The following is a 17830-nucleotide window of genomic DNA, read 5'->3' as shown; positions in this document are numbered from 1 at the left end:
GCACACGGGGGTTGCGGGGGAGGCCCGGCGCCGGGGAGTCTTGGGGGACTCGTCGGCGCCGGGCCGTTTTCGGCCGTTCGGCGTTTCACCCCGTGACCGGCGTTGTCCACAGCCCCCGGCACCCGCGCGAGCGTCGTCGTACGCTGGAGGTACCCCCGGTCCGCTGCGCGCACCGGGCGCTTCGTGTTGCCCCGCCCCCGACGAAAGCCGCCCAGAATGAGCCTGCACGGTCTGCTCGACGCCGTCGTCAAGGACACCGCCCTCGCGGAAGCCGTCACGGCGGCCACGGACGGCCACCGTATGCACGTCGACCTGGTCGGCCCACCCGCGGCCCGCCCCTTCGCGGTCGCCGCGCTGGCCCGGGAGTCCGCCCGCACGGTCCTGGCGGTGACGGCGACGGGACGCGAGGCCGAGGACCTGGCCGCGGCCCTCAGGTCGCTGCTCCCGCCGGACGGCGTCGTCGAGTACCCCTCCTGGGAGACGCTCCCGCACGAGCGCCTCAGCCCCCGCAGCGACACCGTGGGCCGCCGCCTCGCCGTCCTGCGCCGCCTGGCCCACCCCACCCCCGACGACCCCGAGACCGGCCCGGTCTCCGTCGTCGTAGCCCCCGTGCGCTCCGTCCTGCAACCCCAGGTCAAGGGCCTCGGCGACCTGGAGCCGGTCGCACTCAGGACCGGCCGGACCGCCGACCTGAACAAGATCGTCGACGCGCTCGCTGCGGCGGCGTACGCGCGCGTGGAGCTCGTCGAGAAGCGCGGCGAGTTCGCCGTACGAGGTGGCATCCTCGACGTCTTCCCGCCCACCGAGGAACACCCCCTGCGGGTCGAGTTCTGGGGTGACGACGTGGAGGAGATCCGCTACTTCAAGGTCGCCGACCAGCGCTCCCTCGAAGTCGCCGAGCACGGCCTGTGGGCGCCCCCCTGCCGTGAACTCCTGTTGACGGAAGACGTCCGCACGCGTGCGCGTGCCCTCGCCGAACAGCACCCCGAGCTCGGCGAGCTGCTCGGCAAGATCGCCGAGGGGATCGCCGTGGAGGGCATGGAGTCCCTCGCCCCGGTGCTCGTCGACGACATGGAGCTGCTGCTCGACGTACTGCCGAAGGGCGCCATGGCCGTCGTATGCGATCCGGAGCGGGTACGCACGCGTGCCGCGGATCTCGTGGCGACCTCGCAGGAGTTCCTCCAGGCCTCCTGGGCGGCCACGGCGGGCGGCGGCGAGGCCCCGATCGACGTCGGCGCGGCCTCCCTGTGGTCCATCGCGGACGTCCGGGACCGGGCCCGCGAGCTGGACATGATGTGGTGGTCCGTGTCCCCCTTCGCCGCCGACGAGACGTTTGCATTTGCCGCTGACGCGGCGGGGGACGCGGACACCCTCAAGTTCGGCATGCACGCCCCCGAGACCTACCGCGGCGACACCGCCAAGGCCCTCGCCGACACCAAGGGCTGGCTCGCCGACGGCTGGCGCACGGTGTTCGTCACCGAGGGCCACGGCCCCGCCGCCCGCACGGTCGAGGTACTCGGCGGCGAGGGCATCGCGGCCCGCCTGGACGCGGAACTCGGCGAGATCTCCCCGTCCGTCGTGCACGTGGCGTGCGGCTCGATCGACTACGGCTTCGTCGATACGACGCTGAAGCTGGCCGTGCTCACCGAGACCGACCTCTCCGGGCAGAAGGCGGCCGGCAAGGACGGCGCCCGGATGCCGGCCCGGCGCCGCAAGACCATCGACCCGCTCACCCTGGAGACGGGCGACTACATCGTCCACGAGCAGCACGGCGTGGGCCGGTACATCGAGATGGTCCAGCGGACCGTGCAGGGCGCGACGCGCGAGTACCTGGTCGTCGAGTACGCCCCCGCCAAGCGCGGCCAGCCCGGCGACCGCCTCTACATCCCCACCGACCAGCTGGAGCAGATCACCAAGTACGTCGGCGGCGAGGCCCCGACGCTCCACCGCCTCGGCGGCGCGGACTGGACGAAGACCAAGGCGCGCGCCAAGAAGGCCGTCAAGGAGATCGCGGCCGACCTGATCAAGCTGTACAGCGCGCGGATGGCGGCCCCGGGGCACGCGTTCGGCTCGGACACGCCCTGGCAGCGCGAGCTGGAGGACGCCTTCCCGTACGCCGAGACCCCCGACCAGCTGACCACCATCGCCGAGGTCAAGGAGGACATGGAGAAGACCGTCCCCATGGACCGCCTGGTCTGCGGCGACGTCGGCTACGGCAAGACGGAGATCGCGGTCCGCGCCGCCTTCAAGGCGGTCCAGGACGGCAAGCAGGTCGCCGTCCTCGTCCCGACGACCCTGCTGGTGCAGCAGCACTTCGGTACCTTCTCCGAGCGCTACTCCCAATTCCCGGTCAACGTAAGGGCGTTGTCCCGCTTCCAGACCGACACCGAGGCGAAGGCGGTCCTGGAGGGCCTGCGCGAGGGCTCGGTGGACGTCGTCATCGGCACCCACCGCCTCTTCTCCTCCGAGACCAAGTTCAAGGACCTGGGCCTGGTCATCGTCGACGAGGAGCAGCGCTTCGGCGTCGAGCACAAGGAACAGCTGAAGAAGCTGCGCGCGAATGTGGACGTGTTGACCATGTCCGCGACCCCGATCCCCAGGACGCTGGAGATGGCGGTGACGGGCATCCGCGAGATGTCGACCATCACCACGCCCCCGAGGAACGCCACCCGGTGCTGACCTTCGTCGGCCCGTACGAGGAGAAGCAGATCGGCGCGGCCATCCGCCGTGAACTCCTGCGCGAGGGCCAGGTCTTCTACATCCACAACCGCGTCGAGTCCATCGACCGCGCCGCCTCCCGCCTGCGCGAGATCGTCCCCGAGGCACGCATCGCGACCGCCCACGGCCAGATGTCGGAGTCGACCCTCGAACAGGTCGTCGTCGACTTCTGGGAGAAGAAGTACGACGTCCTCGTCTCGACCACGATCGTCGAGTCCGGCATCGACATCTCCAACGCCAACACCCTGATCGTGGAGCGCGGCGACAACTTCGGCCTCTCCCAGCTCCACCAGCTGCGCGGCCGCGTCGGCCGTGGCCGCGAGCGCGGTTACGCCTACTTCCTCTACCCGCCCGAGAAACCGCTGACCGAGACAGCCCACGAGCGCCTCGCCACCATCGCCCAGCACACCGAGATGGGCGCGGGCATGTACGTCGCGATGAAGGACCTGGAGATCCGCGGCGCGGGCAACCTGCTCGGCGGCGAACAGTCCGGGCACATCGCGGGCGTCGGCTTCGACCTGTACGTCCGCATGGTCGGCGAGGCGGTCGCCGACTACCGCGCCTCCCTGGAGGGCGGTGTCGAGGAGGAGCCGCCCCTGGAGGTCAAGATCGAGCTCCCGGTCGACGCGCACGTCCCGCACGACTACGCCCCCGGCGAGCGCCTGCGCCTCCAGGCCTACCGGGCCATCGCCTCCGCCAACACGGAGGAGGACGTCAAGGCCGTACGCGAGGAACTCGTCGACCGCTACGGCAAGTTGCCCGAACCGGTCGAGAACCTGCTCCTCGTGGCGGGCCTGCGGATGCTCGCCCGCGCCTGCGGCGTCGGCGAGATCGTCCTCCAGGGCAACAACATCCGCTTCGCACCGGTGGAGTTGAGGGAGTCCCAGGAACTCCGGCTCAAGCGCCTGTACCCGGGTACGGTCATCAAGCCGGCGGTCCACCAGATCCTGGTACCGCGCCCGAAGACCGCGAAGGTCGGCGGCAAGCCGCTGGTCGGCCGTGAACTGCTGGGCTGGGTCGGGGAGTTCCTGGCGTCGATCCTGGGGTCGTAGCCGGTCGTAGCCGCGGCGGCGCTCGTGTCACCTGCCCGAGCATCAGGAAGGAACGGGTCTGCACATGGACCGGCGGCGACTGATCAGCCGGGCGATTCCCGCCGCGGCCGCGACCCTGCTGGCCGCCGGCTGCTCGCGGGCGGCCGGCGCCCGGGACGCCGACGAGCCGCTGTCGGCCTTGGTCTACCGGGGCCCGGAGTCCTGCGACGGATGCGCCGAGACCGCGGCCGCCCTCCTGAAGCGGGCCCCGCGCCGGTTCACGGTGCGGTACGTGGGCCCCGACGAGGACGTACCCCTGACCGCCGACGGCCTGGCAGCCGCCGACCTGTACGTCCAGCCCGGCGGGAACGACGACCTGGACGAGGCCTGGGCAGGGCTGAAGGGTGCCGCGGGCCCGATCCGCGACTGGACCCGGGACGGCGGCCGTTACCTGGGGATCTGCATGGGCGGCTATCTGGCCGGGAGGAACCCGGGCTTCGACCTGCTGCCCGGCGACACCGACCAGTACATCACCTCTCCCGGCGCGTCGGTCCACGACCAGCGGGACACGGTCGTGGCGGTGACCTGGCGGGCCGAACGGCGGCACATGTACTTCCAGGACGGGCCGGTCTTCCGGCTGAACCACGGCGCCGAGGCAGCCGTTCTCGCCAGGTACGACAACGGTGCCCCGGCCGCGGTGGTCGCGCCGTTCGGCAGGGGCCGGGTCGGAGTGGTCGGCCCCCACCCCGAGGCCGACGCGTCCTGGTACTCGTACAACGGGCTGAGGAATCCCGACGGCATACGTTTCGATCTCGGCCACGACCTGCTGGAGCAGACCGTCGGCGGTCGTCGGACATGAAGCCGTCAGTGGTCTTCGGACATGAAGCCGTCCGCGGGAGACGGAATCCCGCGGACGGCTGCAAGCTTTCGACGTGATTGAGGGCGTCCCGGGTTCTAGGGCTGTTCGGGCCGGTCGCGGTCCATGCCGAGCTGGTCCTCGATCTTCTGCTGAGCCTGGTCGACCTGTCCCTCGTACTTGTTGCCCGTCCTCTCGTTGACCTTCTTCTCCGCCATGTCGGACATGTCCTTGGCCTTGTCCTGCATCTGGCGGTTGCTCTTGAACCTGTCGAAGATGCCCATCCAGAGCTCCTTCCGGAGTGACTCAGCAACGACGATACGACCGATATGGGTGGAATGCCCACCTGAGTCGATCGGTGGCCCGGACCTCGTGAGTGCCCCCGTGCGCCCTGCGGCTACGGTGTGCGCGGCGTCGTACAGGGAAGACGCACCCTGCGGGGGCGGACCGGGAAGCATGGGGAGGGACGCATCGTGGTGCGTCTGAGGGGCGGGGCCGCGGCTGCCGTCGTGTTGGTGTTCGCCGTGGCCGGGTGCAAGGCGGAGACGAAGACCGGGTCCGGTGGGCCGGAGGAGACCGGGGGCGGAGGGGCGGCGCTCACGGCCGCCGAGGCGCTCACCGTGAAGGGGCGGGCGCCGAAGACGGGGTACGCGCGGGACCGGTTCGGCACCGCATGGGCCGACACCGACTCCAACTCCTGCGACACCCGTGACGACATACTGAAACGGGACCTGGAGGACGTGAAGTTCACCGGCGGCACGTGCAAGGTGTCGTACGGCGTGCTCGAGTCGGACCCCTACTCCGGCAAGCAGGTCACGTACAAGCGCGGGCGCAGTCTGGTCGACATCGACCATGTCGTCGCGCTCTCCGACGCCTGGCAGAAGGGCGCCAAGTACTGGGACGCGAGCAAGCGGATAGCGCTGGCCAACGATCCGCTCAATCTCATAGCGGTCGACGCGAGCACGAACCGTTCCAAGGGCGACGGCGACACCGCCACCTGGGTGCCGCCGAACAAGGCCTTCCGCTGCACGTACGTCGCCCACCAGGTCGCCGTGAAGAAGAAGTACCAACTGTGGGTGACGGCCGCCGAGAAGACGGCCATGGAGAAGGTGCTCAGGACCTGCCCGGGGAGAAGCTGCCCAGCGGCGGGAACCCGACGTCCGCACCGGCCCGGTTCCACGCCGACTGACTACCGTGGCTCCCATGGAGCTGAAGGTCTCGAGTCTCGCCGCCCGCCCGGAGATGCTCGGGGCGGTGCTCGACATGCCCGACACCTGGGCGACGTTCACCACCGAGGATCCCGTCGGCGACTCCCACTACGGGCGCATCCCCACCGAGCTCCCGGAGTACGTCCTCTTCGCCGAGAACGAGCACGGCGAGATCCTCGCCCACGCCTACAGCGTGCCCTTCCGGCTGCACACCGAAGGGCGCGGCGAACTGCCGGACCGCGGCTGGGACCAGGTCCTCGTCTGGGCCTTCGCCGACCTGCGCCGCGGTGTGCGCCCCGACACCGTCAGCGCGATCTCGATCGTGGTCCACCCGGACGCCCAGGGCCTCGGCCTCTCCGGCCGCATGCTGGCGGCGATGCGGGACAACGCCCGCGCCCACGGCTTCACCGAGGTCGTCGCCCCGGTCCGCCCGAGCGCCAAGCACCTCGAACCGCACACCCCGATCGAGGAGTACGCCCATCGGGTACGGGAGGACGGCCTCCCGTACGACCCGTGGCTGCGCGTCCACGCCCGCGCCGGCGCCACCGTCGTACGCGTCGCCCCGGCCTCCATGACCGTCGCCGCCTCCCTGGCGGAGTGGCGCGGCTGGACCGGGCTGCCCTTCGACGCACAGGGCGACATCGAGGTGCCGGGCGCACTGGTGCCGGTACGGTGCGAACCGGAACGGGGTTACGCCGTCTACGTCGAGCCCAATGTGTGGATGCGGCACCGCCTCTGACCCTTTGATGCGCTCCCGTCAAGGAAATCGCAAAGATTCCCGAAAGGAGCAAAGGGGCTCCCGAAGCGAATCGGGCAGGTTCAGCAAGGAATGGTCAAGCTCGACTCAAGATCGCTCCTTTGCTCTATTCACTCTTTGTTTACAACGGGCAAGATCTCTCCGTTTTCTGTGGCCACTCTGTCAGTACGCCAACTGACGCTGTGGCCTGCCCTGTTGTGCCCATCCGAGTGTTGGAGTCCCCGCCGTGCGCATTCGGCCCCTCAGCCGTGTCCGCTCCATCCGCCGCCCACGGCGCGCCCGCCGCGGTGTCGCGGTGCTCGTGCTGACCGCGCTCGCCTTCATGTGGACGACGCAGACTGCGGCGGCCACCGGCGCCGAACTGCACGCCGTGGACGTCTCGTTGCCGAGCCTGTCCTCGCTCACGGCCTGGTTGCAGGACCCGCACTGGGGCCGGCTGCCCGGGGAGAAGTCGGGCACCGCCGCCGGGAAGCGGCACCACGTCTCCGCCGCGGCCACCGAGGCGCACCGGGGCGCGGGCCGTAAGCCGGGCAAGGGCAAGGGCGAACTCGCCACGTACAAGGCGCACCGGGCGACCGTGAAGCGCGGAAAGAGCGCCGGTGGCGGCGTCTTCAACGCCAAGACCAGCAAGCGGGACGCGGCCAAGTCCTCCCGCACCGACACCGTGTACGACAACGCCGACGGGTCGACCACCAGACGGGTCTACCCGACGACCGTCAACTACCAGGTCGGCAAGGGCAGATGGGCGCCCATCGACGTGGACGTGCGGGCCGGTCCTGACGGGCGCTGGTACGAGAAGGCGAACTCCGTCGGCGTCGACTTCGCCGCGCAGGCCGACGACTCCGACCTCGTCTCCCTGGCCCCCGACGAAAAGCACTCCGTCGCCTACGGGTTGAAGGGCGCCGAGTCCGTCAAGGGCACCGCCGACGGCTCGCGCGTCACCTACCCGGGCGTCCTCACCGACACCGACCTCCAGGTGGCCCCGACCGCCACCGGCGTCAAGGAAGCCGTCGTCCTGCACTCCGCGGGCGCCGCGAACTCCTGGACCTTCCCGCTCCACCTCAAGGGCCTCACCCCCGTCCAGCACAAGGACGGCTCGATCGTCCTGCGTGACGCCGCCGGCAAGACCGTCGAGCGCGTCCCTTCGTCGTACGCCTACGACTCGAAGGTCGACCCGCGCTCCGGTGACCCGGCCACCACCCACGACGTGACCACCACCCTCGTGCGGCAGGGGAGCGGTTACGCGCTGAAGATCACCCTCGACGAGACCTGGTTGCAGGACGCGCACCGCGTCTTCCCGGTCACCGTCGACCCGACCGTCACGGACGGCTGGACGACCACCTACGCCGAGTCCGGCGCGGCCGGCGACCACTCCTACGAGCAGACGATCAAGGTCGGTTCGTACGACTCGGGCACGCACTCCGCCGCGGGCTACATCAACCACTGGGACACCGCCTGGGACGCGAGCGGCGCGACCGTCACCTCGGCCACCCTGCACCTGTTCGACACCTGGGCCTCCACCTGCACCGCCGAGCGCTTCGACGTCGCCCTGGTGACGAAGGCCTGGACGCCGGAGGGCGTCACCTCCTACCCCGGCCCGACCTACGGCTCCTCCATCGGCAACGCGACCCCGACGGTGTCGACCGCCTGCGCGAACACCGCCGCGGACCGGACCGTCGGCGACTGGGTGAGCGTGACGCTGTCGACGTCGGCGATCCAGGGCTGGTTCAGCGGGACGACCGCCGACTACGGCCTCGCGGTGTACGCGTCGACGACCGACGCCCTGCACTGGAAGCAGTTCGGCTCCTTCAACGACCCCTCGCTCGGCCCGTACATCACGGTCACCTACACCGGGAACACCGCCCCGCAGCTCTACGAGCAGTTCCCGGCGGACAACGCGGTCGTCGGCACCACCACCCCCGAGCTCACCGCCTGGGCGGGCGGCGCCAACTCGACCAGCGGCAGCAGCAACCAGTACCAGTTCAAGGTCTACGACGCGAACAGCACGCTGGTCGCCGACTCGGGCCTGGTCTCCACCGGCGACTGGACCGTGCCGTCCGGGAAGCTCGCCTGGGGCAAGAACTACACCTGGCAAGTACAGGCGTACGACTCCACGACCGGGCTCTACTCACCGGCGGATCCGTATGAGTTGTCCGTCCAGGTGCCCCAACCCGTCATCACCTCGGGGCTCTCACAGAACAGCAGCGACCACGGTTTCGACGCGTCCATAGGCAACTACACGACCTCCGACACGGACGCCTCGATCTCGACCGTCGGCCCGTCCCTGGACGTCGAGCGGGACTACAACTCCCGTGACCCGCGCTGGACCGGGGCCTTCGGCGCCGGCTGGTCGTCCATCCTCGACTCGCGCGCTACCGAGCAGTACAACAGCGCCGGGACGGTCACCGGTGTCAACGTCACCTATCCGGACGGCTCCCAGGTCGGCTACGGCAAGAACAGCGACGGCACCTTCGCGCCGGGCACCGGCCGCTGGGCCACGTTCACCACGGTCACCGGCGGCTACAGCCTGACCGACAAGGACGACACGGTCTACGCCTTCACCACCTCGCTGGGCTCGGGCGGCTACGGCCTGACGACCGTCACGGACGCCAACGGACGCTCCATCAACCTCACCTGGACCAGCGGTCACGTCACCAAGATGAAGTCCGCCGTCTCCGGGCGCTCCCTGAACTTCGCCTGGTCCACCCCGAGCGGCGCCCTCGCCGCGCACGTCGCCACCGTCACCACGGACGCGGTGACCAACGGCGACACGACGACCGTACTGACCTGGAACTACGGTTACACGGGCGACCAGTTGACGACCGTGTGCGCGCCGCTGTCGACGACGAAGTGCACGACGTACGGCTACACGACCGGCTCGCAGTACCAGAACGCCTCCCTCGACCTCGACCCGAGCGCCGCCTGGCCGCTCACCGAGAGCTCCGGCACCACCGCCAAGGACGCGGTGCTCGCCAACGAGGGCACCAAGAACGCCACGTACGAGAACGTGACGCTCGGCGCGGCCGGCCCGCTCACCGGGTCCTCCTCCACCGCGGCCTCCTTCAACGGCACCACCTCGGACGTCGCCCTGCCGAAGAACACCGGCAACGACACCGACTCGGGCGCCCTGTCCCTGTGGTTCAAGACCTCGGCCGGGCCGGGCGTGCTCTACTCCTACGCCTCCCAGCCGATCGGCTCCGGACAGGCGGCCGGCTTCTACACGCCGTCGATCTACGTCGGCACCGACGGCAAGCTGAACGCCGAGTTCTGGTACAGCGGCGGCGTCAACCCGATCGTGTCCTCGGCGTCCGTCGCCGACGGCAAGTGGCACCACGTGGTGCTCAGCGCCGCGGGCAACTCGCAGACGCTGTTCCTCGACAACACCAAGGTCGGCTCGCGCTCCGGCACCGTCTCCATCAAGAGCGCGGTGGCCTTCGGCAAGAACCAGGTCTTCAACTACCTCGGCACCGGCTTCCTCGGCGGCAGCTGGCCCGACGAGCCGCACAGCAGCTCCAGCGACGCGACCGGGTACGCGACGTACTTCACCGGCTCGATCGCCGATGTCGCCTGGTACGGGCGGCCGTTGGTCGCCGCCGACGTCAACTCCCTCTACCAGTACGGCACCCACTCGGCGAGCCTGCTCACCTCGGTCAAGCGGCCGTCCGGCAAGACCTTCGCCGCGATGACGTACGACGCCGCGTCCACGACGCTGACCCAGCTCACCGACGAGAACGGCGGCGTCTGGAAGCTGGCCGCGCCCACGGTCGCCGGTTCCAGCCAGACCTACCGGGGCGCGGTGCTCGGCGGCGGTCCCGCCGGCTACTACCGGCTCGGCGAGGCCTCGGGCGCGACCACGGCCGTCAACGAGGTGCACGGCGGCGACGGCACCTACAGCGGGGTGACGCTCGGGTCGACGGGCCCGTTCAGCGACGCCAAGGCCGCGACCTTCGACGGCAGCGCCTCCTACGTCGAGCTGCCGAAGTCGGTGCAGTTCGGCACCAGTGACCGCAGCCTCGAACTCTGGTTCAAGACCGCCTCCCAGGGCGTCATCGTCGGCGCCCAGTCGGCGACGATATCCGGCGCGAGCGCCGCGTCCGGCACCTGGGCGCCGCTGCTGTACGTCGGCAGCGACAACAAGCTGCACGGCCACTTCTACTCGGGCAGCGGCTCGGGCTCCACGGCGTTCGGCTCGACCGGCACGGTCACCGACAGCGCCTGGCACCACGTGGCCATCACGGCCTCCGGCGCCACCCAGACCATGTACCTGGACGGCGTCCAGCAGTCCAGCTACTCCGGCACCCCGGCCGACCAGACCTACAACCACCTCTACCTGTGCGCCGGTTTCGCCAAGAGCTGGCTCGACTCCCCGGGCGACGTAAGCCACTTCACCGGCTCCATCGCCGACGCGGCCTTCTACCACACGGCGTTGACCGCCGCCGACGTCGCCGCGCACGTCGAGGCCGGCAAGAACTCCACGGGGCTGCTCCCGGTCGAGACGGTCAAGGTGACCTCGCCGACCACGTCCACGCTGACGTACACCTACGACGTCGACAACGGCAACCGGGCCCTGACCGAGACCGACGGCCTCGGCAACAAGACCAGCTTCGGCTACGACACGGCCGGCTTCGAGCACACGGTCACCGACCCCAACGGCGCGGTCACCACCACCGGCCACGACGTCCGCGGCAACATCGTCTCGTCGACGAACTGCCAGGACCAGGTCGCCAACAAGTGCAACACCGAGTACTACTCGTACTACCCGGACGACACCACCGCGCAGTTGACGACGGCCGACCCGCGCAACGACCAGCTGCTGACCGAGCGCGACGGCCGCTCGGCGTCCGCGACCGACAGCACCTACCTGACGTCGTACACCTACGACTCGGCGGGCAACCAGACCGTCGTCACCGGCCCGGCCGTCCCCGGCTTCCCCTCCGGCCGCGCCACGACCACCGTCTACAGCGACGGCACCAGCACCTACCCGTCGGCCGACGGCGGGGTCGTCCCCAAGGGCCTGCCGGTGAAGACGGTCAGCCCCGGCGGCGCGGTCAACACGGTCTCCTATTTCGCCAACGGCGACGTCGCGTCCACCACCGACGCCATCGGCCTCGTCACGTCGTACACCTACGACGGTGTGGGCCAGGTCCTGACCCAGAAGGTCGTCTCCGACACCTACCCGAACGGGCTCACGACCACCTACGCGTACGACAAGAACGGCCAGGTCACCAGCGAGAGCGACCCGCAGATCACCGACCGGGTGCAGGGCGCCACGCACGCGGCCGTCTCCAGCACGGTCTACGACGACGACGGTGACGTCCTCTCCCAGACCGTCTCCGACGCGAGCGGCGGCGACACCTCGCGCACCGAGACGCAGACCTACGACTCCTACGACCGGCTGCTGACCGAGTCCGACGCCAACGTCGCGGCGGGCACCTCGTACGGCAACACGACGACGTACACCTACGACACCTCCGGCAACAAGACCAAGGAGGTGACGAGCGCCGGCAACGAGACCGACTACACCTACGACGACAACGGCAACCTGCTCACGCAGGGCCTGATGTACACGGGCGACCCGGTCAACCCGCAGACCGCGGCCTCGCTCGTGGAGTCCTCCCGCGCCTACGACCCGGCCGGGCGGCTGGCGTCGATCACCGACGCGATGGGCAACAAGACGGCGTACACCTACACCGACGACGGTCTCACCGCGACGGTGAAGCGGACCAGTTCGGACGGTTCCAGCACCTACACCCTGGAGTCGGACACCTACGACGCCGCCGGCAACCTGCTGTCCCAGACGACCGACAACGGCGAGAACGTCACCAACTACACGGTCGACGCCTCCGACCGGACGACCTCGACGACCGTCGACCCGACGGGTGTCGACCGCGTGTCGACGGTTTCGTACACCCCGGACGACCAGGTCGCCTCCGAGAACGACCATGACGCGACCGGTTACGACCGCACCACCACCGACACGTACGACGACATGGGCAACCTGCTCAGCGAGACGCTGTACGGCGACGCCTCGGGTCACCCGGCCGGCTGGTGGAAGCTGAACCAGACCAGCGGCCGCAGTGTCACCGACGCCTCCGGCACCGGCAACACGGCCACCGCGGGGTCCGGGGTCACCTGGTCGGACGACGCCGCCCAGTTCAGCGGCGACACGTCCGGCAAGGGCGACATCATCGCCACCAACAGCCCGGTCCTGGACACCAGCGCCTCCTACACCGTCTCGGCGTGGGTGAAGCTGTCCGACACCTCCACCTTCCGGACCTTCGTCTCGCAGGGCGGCACCAACCGCTCCTCCTTCTACCTCCAGTACGCCTCCAGCCAGGGCGTCTTCCGCCTCATCTCACCGAGCGAGGACTCCTCCGGCACCCCGACGGCGTACTACAACGCCTACGCCTCCAGCGCCCCCGCGCTGAACACCTGGACCCATCTGGTCGGTGTCTTCGACCAGTCGACGGGCACCATGAGCCTGTACGTCAACGGCTCCCTCGCGGACACCGCGAGCAACACCACGCCGTGGACCGGCTCCGGCCCGCTGTCCATCGGCGGCGCGCAGACCGCCTCCGGCACCGTCAGCAACGCCGTCAACGGCGCGGTCAGCAACGTCCAGACCTACCAGCGGGCGCTGTCGTCGAGCGAGGTCAACTCCCTGTACGGCAAGGGACGTTCGGGCGGCACGGTCGGCTCCTCCGACCAGCAGACCACCAAGTACACGTACGACAAGCGGGGTCTGCCCACCTCCGAGACGGACCCGGAGCAGCACACCACCAACTACGACTACGACGAGGCCGGCAACCTCGCCGCCACCACCGCGCCCGCGGTCCAGGCGGAGGCCGACGGCATCGCGGCGAACGCGCAGACCGTCCGCCCGGTCACCTACAGCGGCTTCAACACCTTCGGCGAGGCGGTCGCCGAGAAGGACCCGAACGGCCTGGTCACCACCACGGCCTACGACGCCGACGGCAACAAGGTCAGCGAGACCCTGCCGTCGTACACCCCGTCGGGCGCCTCGAACCCCAACGCGGGCACGGCCGTCTGGACGTACGACAGCGAGGGCAACCAGACCGGCGAGACCACGCCGGGCGGCAAGACCACCTCCTATCTCTACGACCAGATGGGCGACCTGGCCCAGACGACCGCCCCCGACGGCACGAAGATCCACGCCACCTACGACGCCAACGGCGAACAGCGCACGGCGACGGACGGCACGGGCGCGCAGACCCAGGCCACGTACGACTACCTGGGCCGCCAGGTCACTTCGACCACGCTGGAGCGCTACCCGTCGACGCGCACGCTGACGACGAACTACTCGTACGGCGTGACGACCGGCAACCCGTACGGCGCGCACGTGGCGTCGGTGACCAGCCCCGGCGGCGTGACGTCGTCGTACGCCTACAACCGGGCGGGTGACGTCACCTCGGTGACCGACGGCGCGGGCAACTCCACCGCCTACGCCTACGACTTCGAGGACAACAACACCAAGACGACGCTGGCGGACGGCAGTTACACGGCCACCGACTACAACGTCAACGACGACCCGACGGCGACCCGCAGCTACGACTCCAGCGGCACGCTGCTGTACGGCACTTCGCAGCAGTACGACGGCAACGGCAACCTGGTCGCCGCCACCGACGCCAACCAGCACACCACCCGCTGGACGTACGACGCGGCGGGCACCATCACCCAGCAGGTCGAGCCGGTGGACGCGACGACCTCGATCACCACGTCCTTCGGCTACGACCAGGCGGGCAACCGCACCCGCTTCACGGACGGCCGAGGCAACAACTGGCGCTACAGCTACACCCCGTGGGGCCAGCAGGAGAAGGTGATCGAGCCGACGACGTCCCAGTACACCTCGGCCGCCGACTCCACGACGACCTTCGCCTACGACGCGGACGGCAACGTCACCTCGGCCACCGCGCCCGGCGGGGTCACGACGTCGATGACGTACGACGACAACGACCAGCTGAAGACGATGTCGGGTTCGGGTGCGGAGGCCGCGACGGCCAAGCACACGTTCTCCTACGACGCCGACGGCCGGGTCACCTCGGCGGCCACGGACACGGCGGGCACGTCGGGTGCGATCGACTACCAGGCGTCGACGAGCGACTCGTTCACGTACGACGACCGCGGCGACGTCCTGTCGGCCTCCGGTTCGGCGGGCTCGTCGAGCTTCACCTACAACGACGACGGCTCGATGCTTTCGCGGACCGACGCGGCGGGCACGCAGTCGTACGGCTACGACACGGCGGGCCGGCTGTCCTCCTTGGACGACGCGGCGAGCGGCACCCATCTGACGTACACCTACGACCAGTTGAACAACGTCAAGACCATCAAGTACGGCAGCACCGGCCAGACCCGCACCTTCGGCTACAACAGCGCGCACGAGCTGAGCAGCGACGTCCTGGTGCAGGGCGCGTCGACACTGGCGAGCTTCAGCTACGGCTACGACAACAACGGCAACCTGACGTCGAAGACGACGGCGGGCGTGACGGGCGCGTCCGCGAACACGTACACCTACGACTGGTCGGACCGCCTCACCTCCTGGAACAACGGCACGGCCACGACGGCGTACCAGTACGACGCCTCGGGCAACCGGGTGCGGGTCGGCTCGGACGTGTACACGTACGACGCACGGGACCAGCTGACCTCGGACGGCACCAACTCGTACACGTACTCGGCGCGCGGCACGATGACGCAGGAGTCGTCGACGGCGGGTGGCACGGCGGCCTTCAAGACGGACGCGTTCGGCGACCAGATCGTGGCCGGCACGCAGTCGTACGTACTGGACGCGCTGGGCCGGAACATCACGGACACGGACACGAGCGGGTCCACGACCCGGACCTTCGCCTACTCGGGCGCGGACAACACGATCGCGACGGACGGCGACGCGTCGTACACGTACGACCCGTCGGGCGGCCTGGTCGGGGTGAAGGGTTCGGGTTCGTCGACCGGAGCCCTGGCTCTGACGGACCTGCACGACGACGTGGTCGGCACCTTCACTTCCGGAGCGACCTCGCTGTCCGGCTCGGCGACGTACGACCCACTCGGCAAGGTGACGGCTGTCGCGTCACTGATCGGCCATCTCGGCTTCCAGTCCGGCTGGACGGAGCCAGGCACGGGCGACGTGGGCACGGCGTCACGCTGGTACAACCCGAACACGGGCGAGTTCCTGAACAAGGACAGCGTCTCGCCGAACCCGATGCCGGACTCGGCGGCGGCGAACCCGTTCGCCTACGTCGACGACAACCCGCTGGTGGGCACGGACGAGTCGGGTCACTGCTCCTGGTGGACCGGTTCGTGCGAGGTCAAGGCCGCCAAGCACGTGGCGAAGAAGGTCAAGCACGTCGCGAAGGCCGTCTACCACGCGGCCAAGCACGTGGCCCGCAAGGTCGTCCACGCGGTCAAGCACGCGGCCCACAAGGTCGTGCACCAGGTGCGGGACGTGTACCGGGCGACGGTGCGGGTGACGCGGCGGGTGTACCACTACACGGTCCGGCATGTGAAACGCGTGTATCACGCGGCGGTTCATGCGGTTCATACGGCGTATCACAAGGTGTCGAAGGCCGTGCACCGCGTGGTCCACGCGGTGAAGAAGGCGGCGCACAAGGTCGCCCACGCCGTGAAGAAGGCGGCGAAGGCGGTCGCCCATGCGACCCGCACCGCGTACCACGCCACGGTGAAGGCGGTGAAGAGCACCGCGAAGTTCGTGAAGAACCACGCGGCGGCGATCACGTCGATCGTGGTCTCGACGGCGGTCTTCGCGGGCTGCGAGGCGGCGACGTGGGGTGTCGGCACGATCGGCTGCGCGGCGCTTGCGGGTGCGGCGGGGTCGTTGGTGGAGCAGGGCTTCAAGTGCGCCCAGAACGGCGGCGGTGACTGCAGCGTCGGAGCCTTCGCGGGCTCGGCGGTCGAGGGCGCGGTCACCGGTGCGGTGGGCGGCGCTCTTGGCTCCCTGGGCGGCAAGCTCCTTGCGAAGGCGGCGCCGAAGGCCATGGAGGTCGTCGGCGGGCTGTTCGGGAAGGCGGCGGAGGCCGGGGAGGCCGGGGCTGCGGATGCCACGGACGAGGCGGCGGCTACGGCGGAGTCGGAGGCGGCGGGGTCGAGGTCGCAGTCCCATTCGTCGGAGGACGAGGGCGGGAGTTGCCCGATCCCGCACAGCTTCACCGGCGCGACTAGGGTTCTGCTGGCCGACGGTTCGACGAAGGCGATCGACCAGGTGAAGGTGGGCGACACGATCGCCAACTCGGTGCCGGGCGTGGCAGGTACGCAGGCGCACAAGGTCACCGCGGTGATCGTGACGCACACGGACCACGACTTCGTGGACCTGACGATCAAGGCGACAGCCGACTCCGCCGCGAAACAGGGTGTGAAGGCGGGAGCGAGGTCCCTCGCCAAGAAGGTCGCCCGCAAAACGGCGTTCGGCCTGGCCGCGTCGGCGGCGGTGCTGGGGGCGCTGGCAGCGAGTCATGGCCACGGCACTGCTCAGGAGCCGGCGACCAGGACGGTCGCGGCGGTCTCGTCGGCGACGTCCGGGAAGAGTGCCACGGCGGCTGCCGGGACCACGTCCGTGTCCGATGCGCGGGGCGCGCACCTGACGACGACCTTCCACCACCCGTTCTACGACGAGACCCAGGCGGCGTTCGTCGACGCGAAGGACCTGAAGGCCGGCGACGTCCTCCAGACCCCGACGGGAACGGCCGAGGTCACCGGTGTCCGGCTGTACCACGCGAACACCACGACGTACGACCTGACCATCGGGAGCCTGCACACCTACTATGTGGAGGCCGGGGACACACTGGTCCTCGTCCACAACACTGACCTCCGAGAGTGCAAGCTCCCGCTCTCTCAGGTCGGAGGGATCAATCAAGAGGGCGTAAGCGACCTGCCGAGGCTGGCGGACCGCACTCGGGTAATCCACTCGTTGCTGCACCCTCGAGCCCAGGGCGGTCAGACCACAGCGGTGATGGGCACGGAGGAAGGCACCGACGTTGTGGCTGGTGGTGTACGTGACATTAGGCCCAGCCAACGAGCGGCCATTGACCCCGAAAAGGACCTGGAAGCCCGGATGACGAACCAGCATGCCGAGGTTACTGCTGTGACCCGGGCACGGCAGAGTGGCCTGACACCTCAGTCGTTGACGACGAGTTGGGACATTTGTCCCGCCTGCGCGAACTACCTTGAGGAAGAGGGATTCGCACTCGTCGGGCCCAGAGCTGCTGTGGCACGCGCGTTTGAAGGAGGGTGA

The 17830-nt window shown here is 69.5% G+C and carries 4 protein-coding genes and 2 pseudogenes; 5 read left to right on the top strand and 1 reads right to left on the bottom strand.

Annotated features, from left to right (window positions below):
- The first annotated feature begins 216 nt into the window (after positions 1-216).
- Together mfd and ACQEWB_RS20210 are read left to right on the top strand one after the other, a co-directional pair.
- Positions 217-3770: pseudogene (gene mfd, locus ACQEWB_RS20215) on the top strand (transcription-repair coupling factor).
- Between the two features lie 64 nt (positions 3771-3834).
- Positions 3835-4608: a BPL-N domain-containing protein gene (locus ACQEWB_RS20210; RefSeq protein ID WP_432832911.1), complete on the top strand. Its 774-nt coding sequence runs from the start codon at positions 3835-3837 to the stop codon at positions 4606-4608.
- A 95-nt stretch (positions 4609-4703) separates the two neighbouring features.
- On the opposite strand, the gene ACQEWB_RS20205 is transcribed toward ACQEWB_RS20210, so the two are convergent.
- Positions 4704-4889: an antitoxin gene (locus ACQEWB_RS20205; protein ID WP_242765738.1), complete on the bottom strand. Its 186-nt coding sequence runs from the start codon at positions 4887-4889 to the stop codon at positions 4704-4706.
- Between the two features lie 189 nt (positions 4890-5078).
- Here ACQEWB_RS20205 and ACQEWB_RS20200 point away from each other — a divergent pair.
- From ACQEWB_RS20200 to ACQEWB_RS20190, 3 genes and pseudogenes are all read left to right on the top strand, one after another.
- Positions 5079-5794, top strand: a pseudogene (locus ACQEWB_RS20200) (HNH endonuclease family protein).
- A gap of 14 nt (positions 5795-5808) precedes the next feature.
- Positions 5809-6552 (top strand): N-acetyltransferase family protein, encoded by a 744-nt coding sequence (locus ACQEWB_RS20195; protein WP_432832909.1) that lies wholly within the window; start codon positions 5809-5811, stop codon positions 6550-6552.
- Positions 6553-6796: 244 nt separating this feature from the next.
- Positions 6797-17830, top strand: a complete 11034-nt coding sequence (locus ACQEWB_RS20190; protein WP_432832907.1) for a LamG-like jellyroll fold domain-containing protein — start codon at positions 6797-6799, stop codon at positions 17828-17830.

Origin of the sequence: Streptomyces sp. CA-249302 (assembly GCF_050936785.1) — a bacterium.
Taxonomy (GTDB): domain Bacteria; phylum Actinomycetota; class Actinomycetes; order Streptomycetales; family Streptomycetaceae; genus Streptomyces.
The sequence above is the reverse complement of the archived record's forward strand: the minus strand, read 5'-3'. Positions and strand labels throughout refer to the sequence as shown.

Excerpts from the sequence above, each read along its gene's own strand:
- ACQEWB_RS20210 (WP_432832911.1), top strand. The coding sequence starts at position 3,835 with ATGGACCGGCGGCGACTGATCAGCCGGGCGATTCCCGCCGCGGCCGCG.
- ACQEWB_RS20195 (WP_432832909.1), top strand. The coding sequence starts at position 5,809 with ATGGAGCTGAAGGTCTCGAGTCTCGCCGCCCGCCCGGAGATGCTCGGG.
- ACQEWB_RS20205 (WP_242765738.1), bottom strand. The coding sequence starts at position 4,889 with ATGGGCATCTTCGACAGGTTCAAGAGCAACCGCCAGATGCAGGACAAG.